This window comes from Clostridium sp. UBA5119 (genome assembly GCF_002414285.1).
GTDB classification, from domain to species: Bacteria; Bacillota; Clostridia; order Clostridiales; family Clostridiaceae; genus Clostridium_J; species Clostridium_J sulfidigenes.
The window spans coordinates 57,934-79,395 of record NZ_DHYX01000055.1; the positions used below are offsets into that span (position 1 = coordinate 57,934).

Genomic DNA, 21,462 nt, shown 5'->3' on the forward strand with positions numbered 1-21,462 from the left:
CTAAACCTCTATCTTATAACCAAAGCCTCTTACTGTAACTATCACTTTATTCATGTGCTTTAGCTTCTCTCTAAGTCTCTTAATCGTAGTATCAACCACCCGTATATCTCCTTCAAAATCATAACCCCATATTTTTGTAAGAATTTGCTCTCTAGTAAGAACTATATTTTTATTTTTCAGGAAATATATAAGCAAAGAAAATTCTGTTGGTGAAAGGTTGATTTCTTCATCACTTACCATAACTCTATGACCTTCTTCATCTATATATAGATTTTCTATTACAATTCCCGTACCTTTATCCCTACTACTTCCATAGCTCCTCTTTATTAATGCTTTAATTTTAGCTACTAAAACTTTTGGACTAAAAGGCTTTGTTTCATAGTTATCTGCACCAAATCCCAATGCTAAAAGCTTATCTTCTTCCTCTTCTTTTGCACTGAGCATTATTACTGGTATATTCCATCTATTTCTTATAACCTTTAATGTCTCGAATCCATCTAAAACAGGCATCATTATATCTAGTACTACTAAATTTACTGATTCTTTCTCCATAATCTCTATAGCTTCTTTACCATTAGAGCTATGTAATGTTTTAAATCCTTCCTTTTTTAAATAAGCTTCCAACAAGTTTCTAATATTTTCTTCATCATCAACTAATAATACCTTTATATTATCCATATCCGTAACTCCTTGTATTTTTCTTCTTATCAATAATTATACCTTATTTTTTACTCTATAATTATTTACTTGAATATTTTATTAAAGTATTTTTAGCATGTTGTTTTTATACGCAAAAATGAACTTCGAGATAACTTCGAAGTTCATTAATAGATTATATACTCAATTTTTAGGATATTTAATTCTAGGTAAATCCGGTGCATCTTTATATGGCCAATGTGGAACAAAGTATGAATATTCAACTTTTTCCTCATGAACACTTCTTAATTCTGCGATTTTAGTTACTCCTGTATATATAGCGGAAATCTTATACCATGTAGCATAATCTACTTCACCTGTCTGTGGAAGACCAAATACCTGTTGAAATACTTTTACTTGATTGGCAGTTGTAGAACCATACTTTCCATCAATAGCTACTTTAGGTATTAGAGGATAATTTTGTGCTATTCTATTTAAAAAGGTTTGAGTGGTTCTAACTGGCTCTCCACTTGCTCCCTGTTTCAATGTAAAGCCTGGATATGACCTTGGACTTCCAGAAACCTTTTCAGCTCTTTCAAGAACTATATCACTTCCATAAAAGTTTCTTAATATATCATATGGAATCCATCCTTGAGCCCCTAAATCCTTGCTGCCCCATTGAGTAAGCCATCCTGGGCACTGAACATTTCTACCATCACAGTATTGCGTGAGTAAAGGTTGTTTAGCTCCTGACCTCTTTACATAGGTAGCAAATAACTCATCTACTATCCTACTTATGTTATCAAATATGTTTCTTCCGTAAACAAAAGCTTGATCATAGGCCGTAGAATTTGTTACATCAAAATTAAATCCCTTGCTTCTATACCATTCTGTGTATATTCTATTTAGAGTAAATGAAATAATACAATATACATTAGCTCTTATAGTTGCCTCTGGCCAAGTTGCATAAATTTCGCAACTAGCTACATTTTTTATATAGTCTGTATATGGAACAGTATAATTTGGTGCTGCTGTATTAGTCGGTACCCCTGCATGTACGATTATAAACTCTGGTACAACTGGCTCCGGCAAAACTACAAAACCACTTGGTGGAGGTGGCAAAGCCTTATCAGGGTCCTCAGGTATCTTAGGTGGAAAATCACCAAATTGAACATTAGGTGGAATTTCTATAACCCTGACTACCTGTACATCTTCATCCTCTGTGATCTCTCTATTAAGACTTGTTGGAATCAGATTACATATCTGTAACGCTGTTTGTCTCGGCAACACTTGGCATCCTCTTATATTTATTTCATCAAAGCCTTCTGCCGTTACATTTATATCATAAAGGGCATAAGGTATAAGGGTATTATCTGGATTTAATGACCTTTCTATTTCTGGAGTTTCTAATTCTATAGTCTCCGTTTGTCCTTCTGGATTAGTAGTTAGGGTAGTAACTTGCTCTCTAGTTTCTCCATCTGCTCTTGATATTGTAATATCGGCATTACTTATCGGTATAGCTGTATTTACTCTATACACTTGAACCTGTAACCTGCCTATATCTGCCATAAATTTCTCCTTAAAATAATACTTCAATATATATATTATGATTACCCTCATAGAAAAGTTACATATTATTTATAAGAAAATTGTAATTAATCTTACCTTGAAGCTACTTCGTTATTCCATACCCTAAGAGCTCCTGCAAGACACAAGGTACCATATCCCCAACTATTATTAGGATACTGTACATCTATCCTACTTCTATTTGCTCCTTTTAATAAAAAGTACTTTGACCTTTCTCCATACAAATAAGGATCATTTCCTCTTACAATTCCAAATTCCATTAAAAGTCCACATGCCCCAGCCACATGAGGTGTAGCCATCGATGTTCCTGAACGTGGCTCAAAACCACCTCCTGGAGTAGATGATTCAATATTTTCTCCTGGTGCTACTAAATCAGGTTTTACAGGATTTAATTCTTCATTTCCTCTTCCTGAGAAAGGTGATATAGTAGAGTTTATAAAATTATAACTACCAACGGTTATTACATCTGCTACAGTTCCCGGTATACCTACAGTATTACTTGTACTTGGTCTTAGAAATCTCGTAGCAATATTTAATCCCTCTGCAATAGGTAACCACATGTCATAACTTCCTAGAACATTTTCATTAGTAGTCATGTTCATAGTCCATATTCCACTCGCAATGGTTTCTTCTCCTACTCCTGAAAGTACAATTATTATTTCACCATCTATACTAAAAGGTGTTGGCCCTGTATTGAATACAATATACTCAGTATTACCTATTCTTCCTTGATTTAATGCATTAGTTAATCTTAATTCACCACTACTATTTCCACTTGGTGATATAAGATTTAAATCAATATCCTTTAAAAATGACTTAAATAACTGTATTATTAATAATCTTTCATCTATTCCAACATTAAATCGTATTTCTTGTTCTCCAACCAGTTCGCCACCAACATGATGTGCTCTATCTCCTTCATTTCCTGCTGCTACAACTATGTTAACTCTTTGCACTGTAGAAACTATCTCTATATACTGCTCTAACAAGCTATTTCCAGTATGTGCTCCATCATTTGTACTAAAACTTATGTTTATAACCAGAGGCTTATTTAATTCATAAGCTCTATCAATTAAGAATTTAATTCCTCTCATTAACTGGGTACTTTTTGCTCCCTGTCCTCCTATCTCTCTTGTCATTTTAACCATAGCTATAGAACTTCTAGGAGCTACCCCATAAAACCTCCTTGGTATATTCCCTCCAGCACAAGCTATACCAGCCACATGAGTACCATGGCCTGCTCTATCAAAGTGTGGTACTAATGAGTATGGATCTGGACTTCTTAAAGCTGCATTTATCTCTTCTCTTGTATAAATCCTTCTATTTTCATATAAATCATAAATAAAATCAATCCTTGTATCTCCATTCTCAAGTCTAAATGATTGATTTACATAATCTATTCCAGAATCTATGAACCCTATAAGTACCCCTTCTCCCTCTAATCCATAATTAGTATTTACTTCTGTTATACATGAAGCTCTATTACTAGGTTCAAAGGATAAATATAAATTTTTAGGTAACTCTATATAGTTGATTTCTCTTATTCCTATTAGCTTTTCAATATCTCCTCTTGGTATAGTTACAATTCCATAACCAAAATCTAAATCTTCAAAGGTACCTCCAATAGCATTTATTTTCTCTTTCATTACCTCTGGAGTTCCACTATATAGTATAATCAATTCAATGTTAGTTTCTTCAACATCTCCAATTCCATATCCATATATAATCTCATTTCTTATGCTCTCTGGTACATTTATAAGTAAATTTAATAACCCATCAGCCTTTTGCACACCCATACCTCCAAATTCTTATATAGTTATAGTATGAATGTATGCTAAAAATGTTATTAAATTGATTATAGTTGAATTTCTAATCTATTTAATTTTGCAATAACCTTTATATCTTTAGGATGAGCTGTTTCTGTACGAACCATATTTTTGTTACTTATTATTAAAACCTTATTACTATCTAGCTTCTTTAACTGTCTTATCACTCTTTCTCCATTTATATCCATGAGATATATTTTATTATTTTCTATTTCAGAAGTTAGGTTAGCAAATGCTAAATCTCCTTGACAAATTCTAAATCCTAACAAATCATCATTTTCAATTTTAATATATAACACCTTATCCTGAGCATATCCTTCTATTTTATTTGATATAACAGGCAACTCTTTTTTTCCTATAGGCTTGTTTAAATCATAGCTATAAATTCCTACAGACTTAAGAACAGAACTAAAGGCATCATTCCATACTTCATTTATAGTTTCTTTTACTTTATTAGCTTTTGCTGCATTATGTGTCTTTAGATTACTTTCTGAAGATTTTCTTTCTTCATAAGCTATATTATCAAAGAGCGTAGTCATTTCTGCAAGATCTCCACCTAAAACCTTACCTACTCTTTCTATAAACTTTTCTTCTACAACTTTTCTTCCATTCTCAACGTCATTTATATAGTTTTCTGATACTCCAAGCTTCTTAGCAAGTTGCTTTTGAGTCATTCCCTTGGTATTTCTTCCTTGTTTAATTCTTTCTCCAACAGTACTCATTCTTAATTATCCTCCCTGTATCTCCTTAATCTAAATAGAAATCCCCTAGTCCTAGAGGATTTCTAAATTATTTGGCTTAAAAATTATTTCTGATAATATTGTCTTTCTTTTACTAAATGATCTATCAATTCATGAACAGTCATTTTAATAGAATTTGGGGTAGTAGACGCTAATATTGGCTTTGGACCTAAAACTTCTCTAACCTTTTTAACAGCTTGTTGAAGATAAACCCCTAAAAACCCATTAAGTATAATAACTTTTTCTTCAGGTAGTTTAGTATCACTATATGATAAGCTCTCTTCTTTTAATATATGCTCTAAAGTATATTCTCCCATATTTTCATTTATTGATACACATGGTTTTATACATATATCTTTAAATCTTATATTTAATTTTTCTATCTCTTCATCATTAAGCCCATAAGCTATAATTAATCTATCTTTAAGTATATTCATATTAAATACCTTCCATTATAATTTTTCTGGTTCTCCGTAGTTTACATCAAAAGTTTCTACAGTTACAGATTTTATAACTTGATCTTCATATGGTCTATCTCTTCTATCTGTTTGAGAACTTACTATTTCATCTACTACATCTTGACCTTCTATTAATTTACCAAAAGCAGCATAACTTCCATCTAGGTGTGGTGCATCTGCAACCATTATAAAAAATTGAGACCCCGCTGAATCTGGATGTTGAGCTCTAGCCATTGATAAAACGCCCTTAGTATGTTTTAAATCATTTTTAAATCCATTCCCGCTAAATTCTCCTTTAATTGAATATCCTGGACCACCCATTCCTGATTTTTCTGGGCAACCACCCTGAATCATAAAACCTGGTATTACTCTATGGAAAATTAATTCATCATAAAATCCCTTATAAGCTAAGTCTATAAAGTTTTTTACTGTATTTGGAGCTATTTCAGGATATAATTCCGCCTTCATTATTTTTCCATTTTCCATTTCAAAAGTTACTATTGGATTCATACATCTTCCTCTTTTCTTTCTTTATATTATTAATTCTTTAATTATGTCTATGTAATTTATTATACTTATGATAAACAGAGTTATTTGCTGTTTTTATCTGNNCAAGCAACTTATATGACAATTCTATTAAACTTTTATCATCCTTAGAATTATATATTTTAACAGTGCCTTGTTCATTATTATTATTTAATAAACCTTTTTGATCTAACTTACGCTTCAATTGTTTTACTGTTCCTAAACTACCATCTATAATAGCAACATCATCATTTATAACATTCACTAATGCTTCTTTAATAAATGGATAATGAGTACATCCAAGAACTACAGAGGACACACTCTCTTTAGGTACATCTTTAAACCTATTTCTTAAATACCCCTCTATAACTTCACCCTTAATATTTCCGCCTTCAATGATTTCCACCAAACCATCACATGGCATTGAAATAATATCAGAAGCCTTATTATATCTTTCTCTTAGTTTACTAAATTTATTCTCAGATAAAGTCATTGGTGTAGCCATTATTACTATTATTCCATTACCATAATTCTCTACTGCCGGCTTTAAAGCTGGCTCTATTCCAATTATGGGGATTTCTTTATAAATCCTTCTTAATTCATCGATTGCGATACTAGTAGCAGTATTGCATGCCACTACTATAGCTTTCACATTCATAGAAATAAGCTTATCTACCATATTAAAGGTTAACTCTCTAACTTCCTCTGGAGTTTTCACTCCATAGGGTGCATTTAAAGAATCTCCTATATATATGTAATTTTCTTTAGGTAGTAGCTTCACTGCTTCCTTTAGGACACTAATACCTCCAACCCCTGAATCAAAAAATCCTATACTAAAATTAGTTTTGTCCATACTTCATTACACCACACTACTTAGTTTTTAGATATTTCTTCATATATCCTATAACTATAATACTACAGCTAAAAGATTATTAAAAGTATGAGACATGCATTATGTAAAAATATAGTTAAAAAAGAGTATTGTTTATGACTAATTTAGGTCATCTTACAACACTCTTTCTTCAATTAATTTTACAGTATTGTCACTATTGTAATACTTCCTTAATCTTTTCTTTAATATATTCTATTATTTCTATATCTCCAATAGTTGCTTTACCATCTATTAAATCAATCTTTATTCTAAAGAAATTTATAATTAACTTATTTCCCGAGATTATATATTCATCAGAATGTAATGGTGAGAAAATAACTTCTACTTCATCATAATTATGTTTATTTTCTTCCTTCTGAAATTCACTTGCTAATGAATCTAAATTTAATACTTTTAGTGGTGTTGCCATTGCATGTGTAAATTCTAAGTCTTCCATCATCCACATATTGTTATTCCAGAACTTCTTTTCTTTTTTAGTTCCATCAAAAGGTTCTCTATTTTTTATAGCGCTTAAAGCACGTCTTACAGATTCTCCATTAAATTCATCATCATAGGCAACAATTAATCCTGGCATTTTTGCTACATCATAGAAAAATGATTCTGCAATGTTATCCTTTTCAGATGCTGCTTGCCAATAATAAAGCATTGCTTCTACTGCTTCTAAATTTAATCTTACTCTACTTAACATAAAATCTCTCCCTCTCATAATCAGATTAAACCAAACTTCACAGATAATTATACACCATGGCTTAGTAAGTTTCTACGGTTTACATTTTTCTTATTTCCATTACCTAAATAGCTTTTTAAGCATATATTATATTAAACTCTTATAATTCAATAAGAATTCATTTTCAAGCGAGGTGAATTTCATGAAAAATACATCAGTAAAAATCACTTTAAAGCTATTTATCTGTGGTGTGTTGTGGAGTATTCTAACTTTAGCTATAGCAGGAATATTTACACCACTAACTAACTTTTTCTTTAAAGATATTATATTTGTAGAAGGCTTAATCATGTTATTAATGTCTATTACATCAGCTATAAACAGTAAATCTTTAGGTATGTCATATTATATTTTAAATGAAATATATTCTAAATATATGGACAATAAGGATTTTACAAAAGATAAAGATAACATTTTTAATACCTTTAATAATATAAATTTTCATCTTTTTCTAAATTGGATTTCTATAGCTATAGGTGGCTTTATAGACATTCTGTTGATCTTTATTTTATAAGCATTATTGAGACTATAAAATAAAAAGGTAGAGTAAACTTGAATAAATTATTTACTCTACCTGTATACATAAAATAATTTGTTATTATTTTAATACTTACATAGGTATTAGCTAGTAGACTTAATTAACCCTACAGCCTTCCCAATAATATAAGCATTATCCTCTTTAATCTCTATAGGATAGTATTTATCATTTTCTGGCATTAATACTGCCTTATTTCCTTTTAACCATAGCCTCTTAAGGGTAGCTTCTCCATCTATACTTACAGCAACTATCTCATTATGATTTGCCATAGTTTGCTTATTTATAACTATATAATCACCATCTTCAATATTAGCATTAATCATACTATCCCCTTTTACCTTTAATATAAAAGGTTGTTGTACACCTTTAAGCCAATATATAGGAACATTAAATTGCCCTTCTATTTCATCATTAATAGAAATAGGTTGCCCCGCAGCAATCTCATTGTACACTGGAACTTTATTTATTTCCTTATCTCTGATTATCTCACTAGTAGAGTTAGGGTTTAAAATAACTTCATTATAATTACTAGTATCTATGGCAAAATCATGAGATATACTGTGTTTTAAATCTACATATTTATATGTTTCAATATATTCATTGTTTTTAACCATTTCATCTTCCTTCAACTCTTTATTAGTTTGATCTTTGATAGTTTGTTCTATAACTTTTTTAGTGACATTTTTCTTTGATACTTTACTACAATTAACAACCTTATATTTATTACTATCAAAAATAGTAACATCCTTATTTCGTTTAAAGTATTGAAGCCAAGGTTTTAGTGTGTCAATAGGATTAATATTTTTCACCAAAATAAAGTTACTATAAGTAAAATCTTTTAAAAGTCCACGAATAAATTTTACTTCTTCAATGGTTAACTGTTCTACATTATCTATTATTATATGTGCATACTTTAAATCTTTAAGCTTATCTATATTATCATAAACAATTTTAAACTCATCTATATAATCAATTAGTCCATTTTCATCCATGTAGTTACAATACCATGAATATAATTTATAAATAGCTTCTCTACTATTAGAATTCTTTCTTAATGAAAACCCTCTTTTTTTTTCTATTTAAATTTTGATATTCTTCAAGGGAGCTTATATTCAAATGTTTTATATAGAAAATTTCATCGAATAAAAAATCTATATTTTTTGTTAATATAATCTTATTTATTCTTCTTTCCTTCTGTCGCAATTCTCCAATTCCTTCTAAAATGAAAGCCTTTGTCACATCCTTATTGCAAAACCTTTTACCTTTCAAAGGGTTGCGTGATGTTATATACTGGAAACATTTATTTATTAATTGTTTTTTACTGCAAACCTCAACATTATTATTTAAATATGCAAAGAACGTATTATTTCTATTTACATCTTGCTTTACCTCTTCTAAAGTATCCCCTAAAACCTCATTAGATATAAACAATATATTTTCATTTTCTCTAATGCAATAATTGTCTTGTAAAAATATAGCTCTTGATAAAGCTGCTCTAGTTTTCCCTATACCTTCTTTGCCATTGATTATAAAAAATCTATGCTTCTTATCCTCTTTAAATTTACTTAAGGCCTGTTTAATATCCATAAAATCACCTCCATTCACTGTCTATTCCACTAAAATATATAATTAATATATCTTCTTCTACTACATTTATAATATACCTCATATTATATCATAAACTCTCATATTCTTCCTAAAAAAATAATAGGTCGTCCCTACTTGTTAGACTAAAATGTAATAATGAGTTATAATGTTAAATAATAACATGTATTGGAAGTGATATATTGTCTAAAATCAAACTTAACTATATTAAAGAAGATTCTAAACGAGATAATGAAAGGGTACGTAACTTCAAGTCTATTAGACGGTTATTTGATATCAGACCTAAAACCGAATATTTTCTAGATGAACAAAGTTTCAATGATCTAGATATGAATAGAGTTTATGAAAAATTCGATAGAACCTATAGTAGCGCAGGAGAATCTGCTTTATATTCTATGATAAGGAATATTATTATAGATAAAAAAGAACTTAACAGAAGAAATAATATAATTAGCTTCTTTAAGGATAATGAACATAAAAAATGCCAGGTTCAAATGCATTTTTTTAATATGGGATTCGATAATAAAGACTGTTTTATAGAAATGCTAGAAACATATCTTAAAGTTAATAAGAGTAAATACTACTTATATACTTTCTTAGGTAAATTTCTACCTATATTAATAATACTTATATCTATAATGACCAAAAATCCTAAGTATATGTTTGGTTTTGCTATAATTTTATGGGTTAATGCATTTATAAATATGGCTGAAGCTAAAAATATCAAAGATAAAGGATTATTATACCTACGAAAAATAATCGTTGCTGCTAAAAAGTTAAAAAATCTTAATATTTCTGAACTTAAGGACTATAAATGCCAAATAACCAATATTTTAAACAATATAAAAACCATAGATAGAGGAACTAGACTTGTTGGGTTTACCACCATGTTTGAAGGTTTCTTTGAGTTCATCTCTGTACCACTTTTGTTAGAAGAAGCCGCTTACTATAAACTTAGTAGTGAACTTAAGGAGAAAAAGAATTACCTCTTAGACTTATATTACATAATTGGAGAAATTGAAGCTTTAGCATCTGTAGCAAGCTACCAAAGTGGACTTGATATACCATATACTAAACCAAAATTTTATCAGGAACTAAAGTTAAATATTTCTGAAGGAATTCATCCCCTTGTTAAAAATCCTGTTGCAAATTCCATCAATATTAATAAACATGGTATCATTCTTACAGGTACAAATATGTCTGGGAAATCAACTTTCTTAAGGATGCTCGGAATTAACATAGTATTTGCACAAAGTTTCAATTTTGTACTAGCTGAAAATTACGAAGCTAGCTTTTTCAATGTTGTATCTTCAATTAGTCCAAGCGATGATATAAATGCAGGAAAAAGCTATTACATGGCAGAGGCTGAATCTATTCTTAGAATTATAAAGGCTACTGAAAAACCTCTTCCTATTTTCTGCGCCATAGATGAAATTTTTAGAGGTACAAACCCTGTAGAAAGAATTGCTTCTTCTGCTGAAATTCTAAAATATATTAACTCTAAAAAAACAATTTCTATAGTTGCTACCCATGATAGGGAACTAGCTGATATTCTTAAAGATTACTATGATTTCTTTTATTTCAGTGAAGATGTAAATAGTAACGAAGGACTTTCCTTTGACTACAAACTGAAACAAGGAGTATCCCAAACAAAAAATGCAATAAAACTTTTAAAATATATTGGATATCCAAATGAAATCATAGAAAATTCCTTTGAAAGAGCAAAGCATATAGACGGTTTTATATAACAATAAAACATGGGAGGTCTCTAAAAAGTAACCTCCCATAAAATCTGCCTTACTTTATATTCTATGTATATACTTTAATAATTGTAAATATGTTTATCTTGTCATCTTTCTAACTAAAGTAGATGTCAAAATTCCTATCATTATAATTCCTATAAGTATTTCTATACTGCTTAGTATAACCCCCATCATATTATATGGCAATAAATCACCATATCCTACTGTAGAAAATGTAACTAAACTAAAGTGAATACAATAAATTATATTTTTTAATAGCATTTTAACAGAAAAATTACCTGCTAACCCACTAATTCCAATTACTCCGTTGGAGCAGTTTATACCAGTAATCATGTATAATAAAGCAAATATCAAAATAATAATTAAAGATAACATAAAACTTCTATAAGGCTTTTCACCATAGCCACATACTATATTGGCCACGGAAGAATAAAATTTCTTCCTACCTTTAAGCGTCCTATGAAAAGCTAATTTACTTTGATAAAAACACCTACCATATCTTCCACCTACATGATTTCTTAAATATTGTTCACCAAAATCCATGTAGCTAAAACTAATATTTAGATAATTACAATTACATATGCAATTACATGGTTCTTTATTATTACTACAGGTATTATTTTTTTTCATATTCTTATAGTTGAATTTTCCTATATAAGAACCATAATTAAGCTTAGTATAAGATTTCTCATTAATAAACTTTATATCCATGGTTCCTTCCATATCTTTTATTATGCAATCCATTAAATTACAATCATCTATAAATCTAACCTCATCATAACTATTTTTTACAAAATTACAACCTTTCATAAAGCTATTTTTAAAATCAACCTTATGTAATGAACATTCCTTTATATATAAAGATGAAAATTTACAATTATTAATGTATATTTTGTCTAAAATACAATTATTAAACTCCAAAAAATTTCTTAAATTTATCTTTCCTCTAATGAATCTACAATTTATAAACTTACAATTAATAAATATAACATTTGAAAAGCAATTATTTTCAAAATTCATATTTTTAAATTCACAATTACTATAACATACATCCTCTAAATTAATATTATTATAATCTAATTTCGTGTTCCCATTAAGTTTTAGATTTTCATAATTAAATTTTAATATTTTACCGTAATCAACGTATTTACTACATTTCACACCACAGTCACTATTCATATATACTCCCACCACAATTTTAATAGTATTATTTTATGGAAATGTATTTATTATATTCTCTAAGATAATAATAAATATATTAATAATTAATACAATGTTAAAAATATTCTATTATCTATATAATTTTCATGATATAATTATTATGTCGATATATATACTTTCTTGGGATGATTGCTTAAATACTTTATTCCAAGTCAATTAAATATATTTTAAAATCAAGTATAGATATGTTAGGTGATTTGTATGAATGATAAATATGTACTCTCCTGTCAAAGAAATAAATTTATATATGTATTAGTGAATTTAGTTTTAGGCATAGTTATGTCCTTTAACTCTATCACAGTTTTTGCTACGCCATCAAGTGATACTGATCAATCCCTTTTAAAGTATAAAGAAGTATTAATTTTATCTTCTCAAAGTGAAAATGAACTCTGGGAATCTTATCTCCTAGATAATCTCAAAACTTCACTAACTTCAAGCGACTTAAATATTCATACACGAACAGAATTCCTATCTATAACAAATGATGACAAATCCTATTTAGATAAGCAAGCTGACCTATGGTCATTAAAATATGAAAATACTAAATTTGATTTAATTGTTACTCTTGATGATGAATCTTTGAATTTTGTAGGAAATTATTACAATACTCCTATGTTTACAAATGTACCTGTGGTATATGGTGGTATTAATGATGTTAGCAAGCTGTCTTCCTATCCATTTAATAACTTTACTGGAGTAATGGAACCAGTTAATGTACGTACCCTAGTTGATTTGATTTTACATACAAATCCAAATACTTCTGAAATAAATATTTTATTGGATAATACTATAGAATCTAAGTATATAGAAAACCAAGTAAGAGATACTATTCCCTATTATACTAATGTGTTAAGATTTAATTTTATAAAAAGTGATTATATTGATGATTTATGCTATAAATTATCTCAATACCCTAGCAATACACCTTCAATAATTGTTGGTAATTTCAAAGATACTTCTAACATTATAATTTCACCCAAGAATACAACACATATTATAAAAAACTATTCCCATGGTCAATTATATACTTTTAAAGAAACTTATGTTGGAAATGGAGCTATCGGTGGACATATATTATTTGCAAAAAATCACAGTAAAATCATTTATGAAACTGCTATTCGTGTACTAAATGGTACAAAACCAAAGGATATTCCAAGTATATACGATCCTGGTAGTACCTTGTTATTTGATGCATCGGAAGTAACAACAAAAAATATATCTCGTTCTTCTCTTCCCGAGAATGTTGTATTTATAAATGATAGTTGGATAAATAAAGGCGTATCTCTAGGTATAGTATTTCTTTTACTTCTAATTTTGCTAGTATGTATGATAATGTTAGCTATTCAAACAATCCAAAAAACAAATAATGCTAAAAATATGATTGTTGCAAAGAAAAGATATGATGAACTTCTGATAAGTGATAAAATTAAAACTGAATTTTTAGCTAACTTTTCTCATGAAATACGTACTTTACTTAATGTTATACTATCCGGGCTACAACTTTTAGATATATACAAAGATAACGGCAAACTTACTTTTGCTAATAAAGATGATGAAGTTAAACTAATATATATACGTCAAAATGGATTTCGACTACTTAAGCTTATAAATAATCTAATTGATATGACGAAAATTGATTCTGGATTTTATCATGTAGAATTTGAAGTTAAAAATATAGTAGAAGTAGTAGAAGATATCACTATGTCTGTACTTGAATATGCATCTGCCAGAGGAATTTCTATAGTATTTGATACTAATGAAGAAGAAGTTTATATGCCACTAGATTCTGAAAAACTAGATAGAATTATATTAAATCTTCTTTCAAATGCTATTAAATTTACCCCTAAAGGAGGATGTATATACGTAACTTTAAAATGTTTAAAACAATCCATATCTGTTTCAGTAAAGGATACTGGAATTGGAATTCCTAAAGATAAGCAAAGAAGCATCTTTGAAAGATTTACTCAAGTAAAAAATGAAAAATCTAAAAGTAAAGAGGGTAGTGGTATAGGTCTCTCCTTGGTAAAATCTCTAGTAGAACTTTTAGATGGTTCCATTATTCTTAAAAGTGAACCAAACAAAGGTTGTGAATTTATATTTACCCTTCCTATAAAGGAAGTTGATAGGGCCACTTTAGATGTGGAAAATCATATATCACAAAACATTACTAATAATAGCGAGAAACTCATGGTAGAATTCTCTGACATAGACTCTAATATAAACATATAATAATATCATAGATTAAAAAACTCAGTTAACGTAATTATCATTACATTAACTGAGTTTATTTAATTTGAATAATATTTCAAATTACCTTACTCTATTTATAACATCTTGTACTGCAGAAGGATTTATTCCTCCTCCTATCTCGTATACTAAGGATGCTTGTTTTGTACTTAAAACCTGTTTTTGATTGTTACTTAGTTCAGTGTCTACAAGCACTATAGGTGTCTTTAATTTTGCTGCTAATGGACCAGATGTTAATGCATCTGCTAATACTAATCCCTTAGTAACACTAATACCAGATTGACCTGAGTTAGTATAAAACTTTTTAATCACAGCTGCATTTGTATCATATCTATTATTACCTGCAACTCTATTTCCACTTACATCTGAAGATGTTATAGAATTCATTTGTGATATTACAGCTTTAGTTATATTGGTTGTTCCTCCAATAAAGTATGCAGTTTGAAGACTTTCACCTCTTAGCCAATCTATAGTACTCTTAGGTATAGCATTCTTTTCAGCTAAAATTATAGGAGCTTTATCCTCTCCAGCTTTTGCTGCTATAGATAGTGCATCTGCTTCTCCTAACCCATAGCATACATAAGATTTATTCACATCTACTATGGTATCTAGTTTTTTAGCTACTAAAAGTGAAGTATCAAATCTAGTAGCACCGCCTATTCTATCGATATCCAAATTAGGTTTGATTTCTTGTAATTGTTTTTTCAAACTATCTGAAAGAACTGTTTTCCCACCTATAAGTATTACTTTAGATGGATTTAATCTCTTTATTTCTGCCTTAGTTTCACTTGGTAATGAATTCTTCTCTGATAAAATTATTGGAGCTCCATAAGCCGATGCCAATGGAGTTGCTACAAGACCATCAGCATTTGCATATCCATTTACCAATAGCACAGTATTTGCACTACTCCAACCTTCTTTACTTACCTTTACTGATGTTTCATATCTATTTAAACCCTTAAGTTGTTTATGTGTAACTTTATTTAACTGTTTTAATTTTGATTGAAGTGTACTATTTTCAGATATAAATTTTGCTCTAAAATATATATTTCCATCTACTTCTGAATTAGCTCTACTATAATTTACTTGTTTTTCTATTTGATTAGATACCTCAGTTTTAGAAACATCATGTCCAATATAAAGCTTAACATTAGTGCCTTGGACTTGTTTTGCCCACCAATCTACAAGAACTCCATAGGGAGCTGCACTATTTTCAAAAGTCCAATATATTTGTGGATTTATATAATCAACCCATCCATTCTTTATCCATGCTACAGAATCACAATATATATCATAGTAGCTTTGTCCACCATTTGTAGCTGAACCGGCTGGATCACTAGATGCATTTTTCCATATTCCTCTTGGACTTACTCCAAAGGATACTGATGAGTTTATACTATTAATTTTGGCATGTACTTTCTGAATCAATGTATTGACATTAGCACGTCTCCAGTCATCTTTATTAATTCCATTACCATACTTACTGTAGCTAGTATCATCATTAAAAGATTTACTTGGATAGAAATAATCATCAAAATGAATTCCATCTACCTTGTAATTTTTCACTACTTCAGCTACAGTTTCCACTAAATAATTTACCACCTGTGGATTGCCTGGATCATAATATAATGCATTGTTATAAGCTATAGCCCAACTAGGGTTCTTCCTAGCCATATTATTTGATGCTAATGTATTTACGTCTGTACCAGAAGTTGTTATTCTATACGGATTAAACCAAGCATGAAACTCCATTCCTCTTTTATGAGTTTCTTCAATCATAAATGCTAATGGGTCATATCCTGGGTTCTTGCCTTGAGTTCCAGTAAGTATGTCAGACCAAGGATTAAGGCTAGAATTATATAGAGCATCTCCCTTAGGTCTTACTTGCACTATAACACTATTTAGTCCTGCTGCTTGCAGCTTGTCTAGTAGTGCTATATATTCTTGTTTTTGTTGGGCCACATTATTTCTAGCACCAACAGTTGGCCAATCAAGATTCCACACGGTGCTAATCCATGCGCCTCTCATCTCTTTAGTATCTGCAAAAGCAGTAGTATTCATCACTGAAAATACTAAAAAGATGCCTAGTAAACCAGTTAATATCTTTTTCATAGTTCCTCCTTTATTCTTACATACAGTTTTTATGCTTGTCCATATATTATAATTAACGACCTTACGCCATTAATGTTTATATTACTACCTAAAATGTAACATATAATTCATATATAGTAAATCTATGAGTATATTTAATATTATACTTTATGAAAAATATCACCTCTTAATTTNNAAATTAAGAGGTGATATTTTTATTTTATTTTAAAAGAACTTTTTAAAGATACTATTCTATTAAATACAGGTTTATCCTCTGTAGAATATTTGGAATCTACATTAAAATATCCATGCCTGAAGAACTGGAAGCTCTCACCTGATTTTACACCCTTCATATTATCTTCAACATAACCTTGTAATACTTCTAAAGAGTTTTGATTAACACATTCTAGGAAAGTTTTATTTTCATCAATTTCTTCATCCTTTATTAAAGGCTCATATAGTCTAAATTCTGATGGTATAGCAGAGCTAGCATCTACCCAATGTATTGTACCCTTGACTTTTCTACCTGTAAATCCTGTTCCACTCTTAGTTTCCTTGTCATAAGTACAATGAATCTCAACAACTTTTCCAGACTCATCTTTTATAAAATCATTACACTTTATAAAGTATGCTCCCTTAAGTCTAACTTCATTTCCTGGGAATAATCTGAAGTACTTTTTAGGTGGCTCTTCCATAAAATCTTCTTCTTCAATATATATTTCCTTAGAGAATTGTACCATCCTTTTACCCATAGATGGGTCGTCTTGATTATTTTCAATCTCTAACATTTCAACTTCACCCTCTGGGTAGTTTGTTATAACCACCTTTAAAGGCCTGATAACTCCCATGGTTCTTAGTGCTTTAGCACTTAAATCTTCTCTAATAAAATGTTCTAATAATTGTTCATCTACAGTACTATCATTTTTTGCTACTCCTATTTCTCTACAGAAGTTTCTTATAGACTCAGGAGTATAACCACGTCTTCTTAATCCAGCTATAGTTGGCATTCTTGGATCATCCCATCCATCAGCAATACCTTCATCTACCAAAGCTTTAAGTTTTCTTTTACTCATTACTGTATTAGTAATATTTAGTCTTGCAAATTCTATTTGTCTTGGTGTACTTTCCATTTCACATGCTTCTACTACCCAATCATAAAGTGGTCTATGATCCTCAAATTCTAAAGTACAGATTGAGTGAGTTATGCCTTCAATTGCATCTTCTAGTGGATGCGCAAAATCATACATTGGATATACACACCATTTATCTCCTGTATTGTGATGAGCTGTATGAGATATACGATAGATTATAGGATCCCTCATATTTATATTAGGAGAGCTCATATCAATTTTAGCTCTTAAAACCTTCTCACCATCCTTAAACTCACCTTTTCTCATACGATCAAACAAGTCTAAGTTTTCTTCAACAGTTCTATTTCTGTAAGGACTTTCTTTTCCTGGTTCTTTTAAACTACCTCTATATTCTCTTATTTCATCAGGAGTTAAATCACATACAAAGGCTAATTCTTTTTTAATTAAGAGTACTGCCCTATTATACATTTCCTCAAAATAATCTGATGCAAAGTACAAATCATCCCAGTTAAATCCAAGCCATTTTATATCTTCTTTTATAGATTCAACATATTCAGTATCCTCTTTAGTAGGATTTGTATCGTCAAATCTTAAGTTTGTCTTTCCATTAAACTCATCTGCTAACTCAAAGTTTAAAACTATAGATTTTGCATGTCCTATATGTAAATATCCATTTGGTTCTGGTGGAAAACGAGTAATTATATTGTCATGTTTCTTGCTCTGTAAGTCATCCACCACTATTCTTTTAATAAAATTTGAAGATGTATTTCCTATATTTTCTCCCATAATAATCACTTCCTCTTATTATATTTTATTCAGGTTATTATCAAATAATTTAATAATATAATGGCATTAATATACCTTCATTATCGAAACATAATTCATATTATCAATAAATTATCTAATTATTTTGACTTACACAACCTTAAATATATCATAATTTGCACTTTTTTTCTATTATCTTTAAAATTATAGTGCAATAACTTCTATTTTAAACTATAACCTATTATTCCTTATTGCAACTAGGCTTATACCTATACAAGTAAAGAAGAAAGTGATTCTTTATACATTACATATTGAAGATGTAATGCTCTAGTTAAAGCTACATATAGCAACTTTTTATCTAATACTTCATTCCTATACATATCTTCATCACAATTATAAACAATTGTTGCATCAAACTCTAACCCCTTGGTCATATAGCTAGGTATAATTAAACTATCTATATCTAATTTACTTTGACCCTCTTCTATCAGTTCCCATTTATATTTGGACTCCTTCTTAAGCCTTTTATGTAATTCCTTACACTCAGTATAAGTTTTGCAAATTATAGCTACAGTTTTTTTATTCTTACTATATATTTCTTCTAATAAAGAATCAATAACTCTTATTTCTTCATCTTCTTTAGCATTAATAACTCTAGGTTCATCTCCATGTCTTAATATAGGAAGAGCTGGTTTTATATTTAACTCTTGCTTTTCTAATACCCTGTTTGCAAACTCTATTATTTCTACTGTAGACCTATAGCTTTGGGATAAAGTTATATAAGTGGCATCTTCGCTAAATACCTTTTCTATTAAACTTTCCCATGAATTAATTCCTTTATAATTATAGATTCCTTGCCCTAAATCCCCTACTATAGTCATGGAGTTATTCTTCGATATTTCTTTCAATACATTAAATTGCATAAGACTATAATCTTGTGCTTCATCAATGACAGTATGAATATAATTCTCTCCCACTACCCCTTCTAACTTCAATTGTAAGTAAGTTAATGCCGTTAAATCATCGCAGTCTATATTTTTAGTAGCAATATTATTATTTATTTCATCTCTCATATAGTCAGCTAACTTTTTAGGTAAGCAATTATCTGTTACAGATGAAAATACTTCTTCATCATTATAAAGATTTATATAACTATCTACTACACTTATCTTCTTCCAATTACCAAAGAACTCCTTTAATGCCTTACTACCTTTAGTTTTTAGTCCTGCTATAAGCTCATCTCGTTCATCATAGGTTTTAATTNNTTATATCTTTTATCTTAAAAAAGTATATATTTTCTATCTTTTCTTTAATTTCTTCTATTCGGTTTTTCAACTTACCTTTGAAGTATTTATTTATTTCATCTTTTCTTTTGTTAATAGGTAAATTTTCTAAATCCTTTATATATAGTCTTTTTATTTCCTTTGCTGAAAATAAAATGTATTCATCTACTAATATATCCTCTACTTCAGAACTCTTTCTTTCTAAATATTTTATAAACCTATCCATAATGGTTTTATAGGTCATTGTACCTTTTATCTTGCTGGATGCAGTAATGTATTTAATTTTTTCCTTATCATTACATTCCATTATATGTGCAAGCTTTTTATCCTTAGTTATTATTTTATATTTAATGTTTAAAATTGCACTACAAAGTTCTTCAAAGGTTGACTGTTTTACATTACTAACTCCTAAGTTTGGTAAAATATCTGAAATATAGTCTAAAAATAATTGGTTTGGTGCAACTACTAGTATGTTTCTATTATTCATTTCATCTCCATAGGTATACACTAGGTAAGCTAATCTATGTAATGCTACCGTAGTCTTTCCTGACCCTGCAGAACCTTGAATAATTATTGGCTTATTTTTATAAGCTCTAATAATTTCATTTTGTTCCCTTTGAATGGTATTTACTACATCCTTCAGCTTTTTACTCATATTTTCTTCTAGATTTATCTTTAAAAACTCATCTACTAGTTCTTCTCCATCTTCTGATACTGGAACTATTAACTCATTTACTCCCTCATCAAAGATATTTACTATTTTTCCATCCTTAACTTGAAACTTTCTTTTTAATAATAGTTCTCCTTGAATTTCTCCCATGGGAGCAGTATAAGATGCTGCTCCAAAAGTTCCACTATAATATAAATTGGCAAGAGGTGCTCTCCAATCAATGACAACCTCTTCGTTTTTAACTTCATCTATAAGTCCAAACTTACCAATATAAAAACTTTCTACATCCCTTATCTTTTCCTTGAAATCAATTCTTGCAAAGTATGGATTATCTTTACTTTCATTATACTTATGCAAATCTTTATTTGCGAAGTCTTGAATATTTTGGGCTAAAATTAGTTCTGTACTAAAAGTACCCCTTGAAGATTTTTTAAGAGTTGCTACTTTCTTTTCATACTCTTCACACTTTTTCTCAGTGTTTAAAAGTTGTTTTTCTATCCATTCCTTAGTACTACTGAATTTCATTTCTTCCTTCAAAGTCTCTTCCCTATTAATTGTCATTGTTTTTCACCTCTCACTTCTTATATTTTTGAAAAAATATAGAGGAAAAACCCCTTGGATTCTTCCTCTTTGCTTATAATGTAATATTTTTTGATTAATCCTATAATTTTCTAAGAGCTTATCGCAATCATAATGAAATATTTCTTTATTTATGAGTTGCCTATATATTATACATTAAAATTTTACAAATTCATAGAAGTTTTTTAATATTTATTCATAAAACATAAAAATTTCACTTT

General features: G+C 29.3%; 18 protein-coding genes. 3 read left to right on the plus strand and 15 right to left on the minus strand.

Features of this window, described 5'->3' with window-relative positions:
* The 8 genes from B2671_RS08795 to B2671_RS08830 form a co-directional block, all read right to left on the minus strand.
* Positions 1-678 (minus strand): response regulator transcription factor, encoded by a 678-nt coding sequence (locus tag B2671_RS08795; protein WP_346870075.1) that lies wholly within the window; start codon positions 676-678, stop codon positions 1-3.
* A 162-nt stretch (positions 679-840) separates the two neighbouring features.
* Positions 841-2,205: a peptidoglycan-binding protein gene (locus tag B2671_RS08800; protein ID WP_346870076.1), complete on the minus strand. Its 1,365-nt coding sequence runs from the start codon at positions 2,203-2,205 to the stop codon at positions 841-843.
* A 92-nt stretch (positions 2,206-2,297) separates the two neighbouring features.
* Positions 2,298-4,019, minus strand: coding sequence for a S8 family peptidase (locus B2671_RS08805; protein ID WP_346870077.1), 1,722 nt, complete (start codon positions 4,017-4,019; stop codon positions 2,298-2,300).
* A 59-nt stretch (positions 4,020-4,078) separates the two neighbouring features.
* Positions 4,079-4,771 carry an XRE family transcriptional regulator gene (locus B2671_RS08810; protein WP_346870078.1) on the minus strand — a complete coding sequence of 231 codons (693 nt, stop codon included), beginning with the start codon at positions 4,769-4,771 and terminating at the stop codon, positions 4,079-4,081.
* A gap of 83 nt (positions 4,772-4,854) precedes the next feature.
* A complete protein-coding gene (locus B2671_RS08815; protein WP_346870079.1) occupies positions 4,855-5,226 on the minus strand; it encodes a DUF3783 domain-containing protein in 372 nt (123 codons plus the stop codon).
* Positions 5,227-5,241: 15 nt separating this feature from the next.
* The gene (locus tag B2671_RS08820) at positions 5,242-5,757 is read right to left on the minus strand and encodes a peptidylprolyl isomerase (RefSeq protein ID WP_346870080.1); all 516 of its coding nucleotides are present in this window, start codon (positions 5,755-5,757) and stop codon (positions 5,242-5,244) included.
* A 37-nt stretch (positions 5,758-5,794) separates the two neighbouring features.
* Positions 5,795-6,625: a glutamate racemase gene (gene murI, locus B2671_RS08825; protein ID WP_346870081.1), complete on the minus strand. Its 831-nt coding sequence runs from the start codon at positions 6,623-6,625 to the stop codon at positions 5,795-5,797.
* A gap of 193 nt (positions 6,626-6,818) precedes the next feature.
* Positions 6,819-7,352 (minus strand): hypothetical protein, encoded by a 534-nt coding sequence (locus B2671_RS08830; protein WP_346870082.1) that lies wholly within the window; start codon positions 7,350-7,352, stop codon positions 6,819-6,821.
* A gap of 181 nt (positions 7,353-7,533) precedes the next feature.
* On the opposite strand from B2671_RS08830, the gene B2671_RS08835 reads away from it, so the two are divergent.
* Complete coding sequence (locus B2671_RS08835) at positions 7,534-7,902, plus strand: hypothetical protein (protein ID WP_346870083.1); 369 nt, start codon at positions 7,534-7,536, stop codon at positions 7,900-7,902.
* Positions 7,903-8,009: 107 nt separating this feature from the next.
* On the opposite strand, the gene lexA is transcribed toward B2671_RS08835, so the two are convergent.
* On the minus strand, positions 8,010-8,918 hold the full coding sequence (gene lexA / locus B2671_RS08840) for a transcriptional repressor LexA (protein WP_346870084.1): 909 nt from the start codon (positions 8,916-8,918) through the stop codon (positions 8,010-8,012).
* 46 nt (positions 8,919-8,964) lie between these two features.
* Complete coding sequence (locus B2671_RS08845) at positions 8,965-9,513, minus strand: hypothetical protein (RefSeq protein ID WP_346870085.1); 549 nt, start codon at positions 9,511-9,513, stop codon at positions 8,965-8,967.
* A 197-nt stretch (positions 9,514-9,710) separates the two neighbouring features.
* On the opposite strand from B2671_RS08845, the gene B2671_RS08850 reads away from it, so the two are divergent.
* Positions 9,711-11,279 carry a MutS-related protein gene (locus B2671_RS08850; protein WP_346870125.1) on the plus strand — a complete coding sequence of 523 codons (1,569 nt, stop codon included), beginning with the start codon at positions 9,711-9,713 and terminating at the stop codon, positions 11,277-11,279.
* A gap of 93 nt (positions 11,280-11,372) precedes the next feature.
* On the opposite strand, the gene B2671_RS08855 is transcribed toward B2671_RS08850, so the two are convergent.
* The gene (locus B2671_RS08855) at positions 11,373-12,473 is read right to left on the minus strand and encodes an ion channel (protein ID WP_346870086.1); all 1,101 of its coding nucleotides are present in this window, start codon (positions 12,471-12,473) and stop codon (positions 11,373-11,375) included.
* A gap of 243 nt (positions 12,474-12,716) precedes the next feature.
* Here B2671_RS08855 and B2671_RS08860 point away from each other — a divergent pair, with 243 nt between their 5' ends.
* Positions 12,717-14,744 (plus strand): HAMP domain-containing sensor histidine kinase, encoded by a 2,028-nt coding sequence (locus B2671_RS08860; protein WP_346870087.1) that lies wholly within the window; start codon positions 12,717-12,719, stop codon positions 14,742-14,744.
* Between the two features lie 81 nt (positions 14,745-14,825).
* Here B2671_RS08860 and B2671_RS08865 read toward each other — a convergent pair whose 3' ends face one another.
* The 4 genes from B2671_RS08865 to B2671_RS08880 all read right to left on the minus strand — a co-directional run bounded on the left by B2671_RS08865 (position 14,826) and on the right by B2671_RS08880 (position 21,223).
* Positions 14,826-16,874: a family 10 glycosylhydrolase gene (locus tag B2671_RS08865; protein ID WP_346870088.1), complete on the minus strand. Its 2,049-nt coding sequence runs from the start codon at positions 16,872-16,874 to the stop codon at positions 14,826-14,828.
* Positions 16,875-17,068: 194 nt separating this feature from the next.
* Entirely contained in the window at positions 17,069-18,730 is a 1,662-nt protein-coding gene (locus B2671_RS08870) for a glutamine--tRNA ligase/YqeY domain fusion protein (RefSeq protein WP_346870089.1), read from the minus strand.
* A gap of 248 nt (positions 18,731-18,978) precedes the next feature.
* Positions 18,979-19,782, minus strand: coding sequence for a 3'-5' exonuclease (locus tag B2671_RS08875; RefSeq protein ID WP_346870090.1), 804 nt, complete (start codon positions 19,780-19,782; stop codon positions 18,979-18,981).
* Positions 19,783-19,966: 184 nt separating this feature from the next.
* On the minus strand, positions 19,967-21,223 hold the full coding sequence (locus B2671_RS08880) for a HelD family protein (RefSeq protein ID WP_346870091.1): 1,257 nt from the start codon (positions 21,221-21,223) through the stop codon (positions 19,967-19,969).
* Positions 21,224-21,462: the final 239 nt, after the last annotated feature.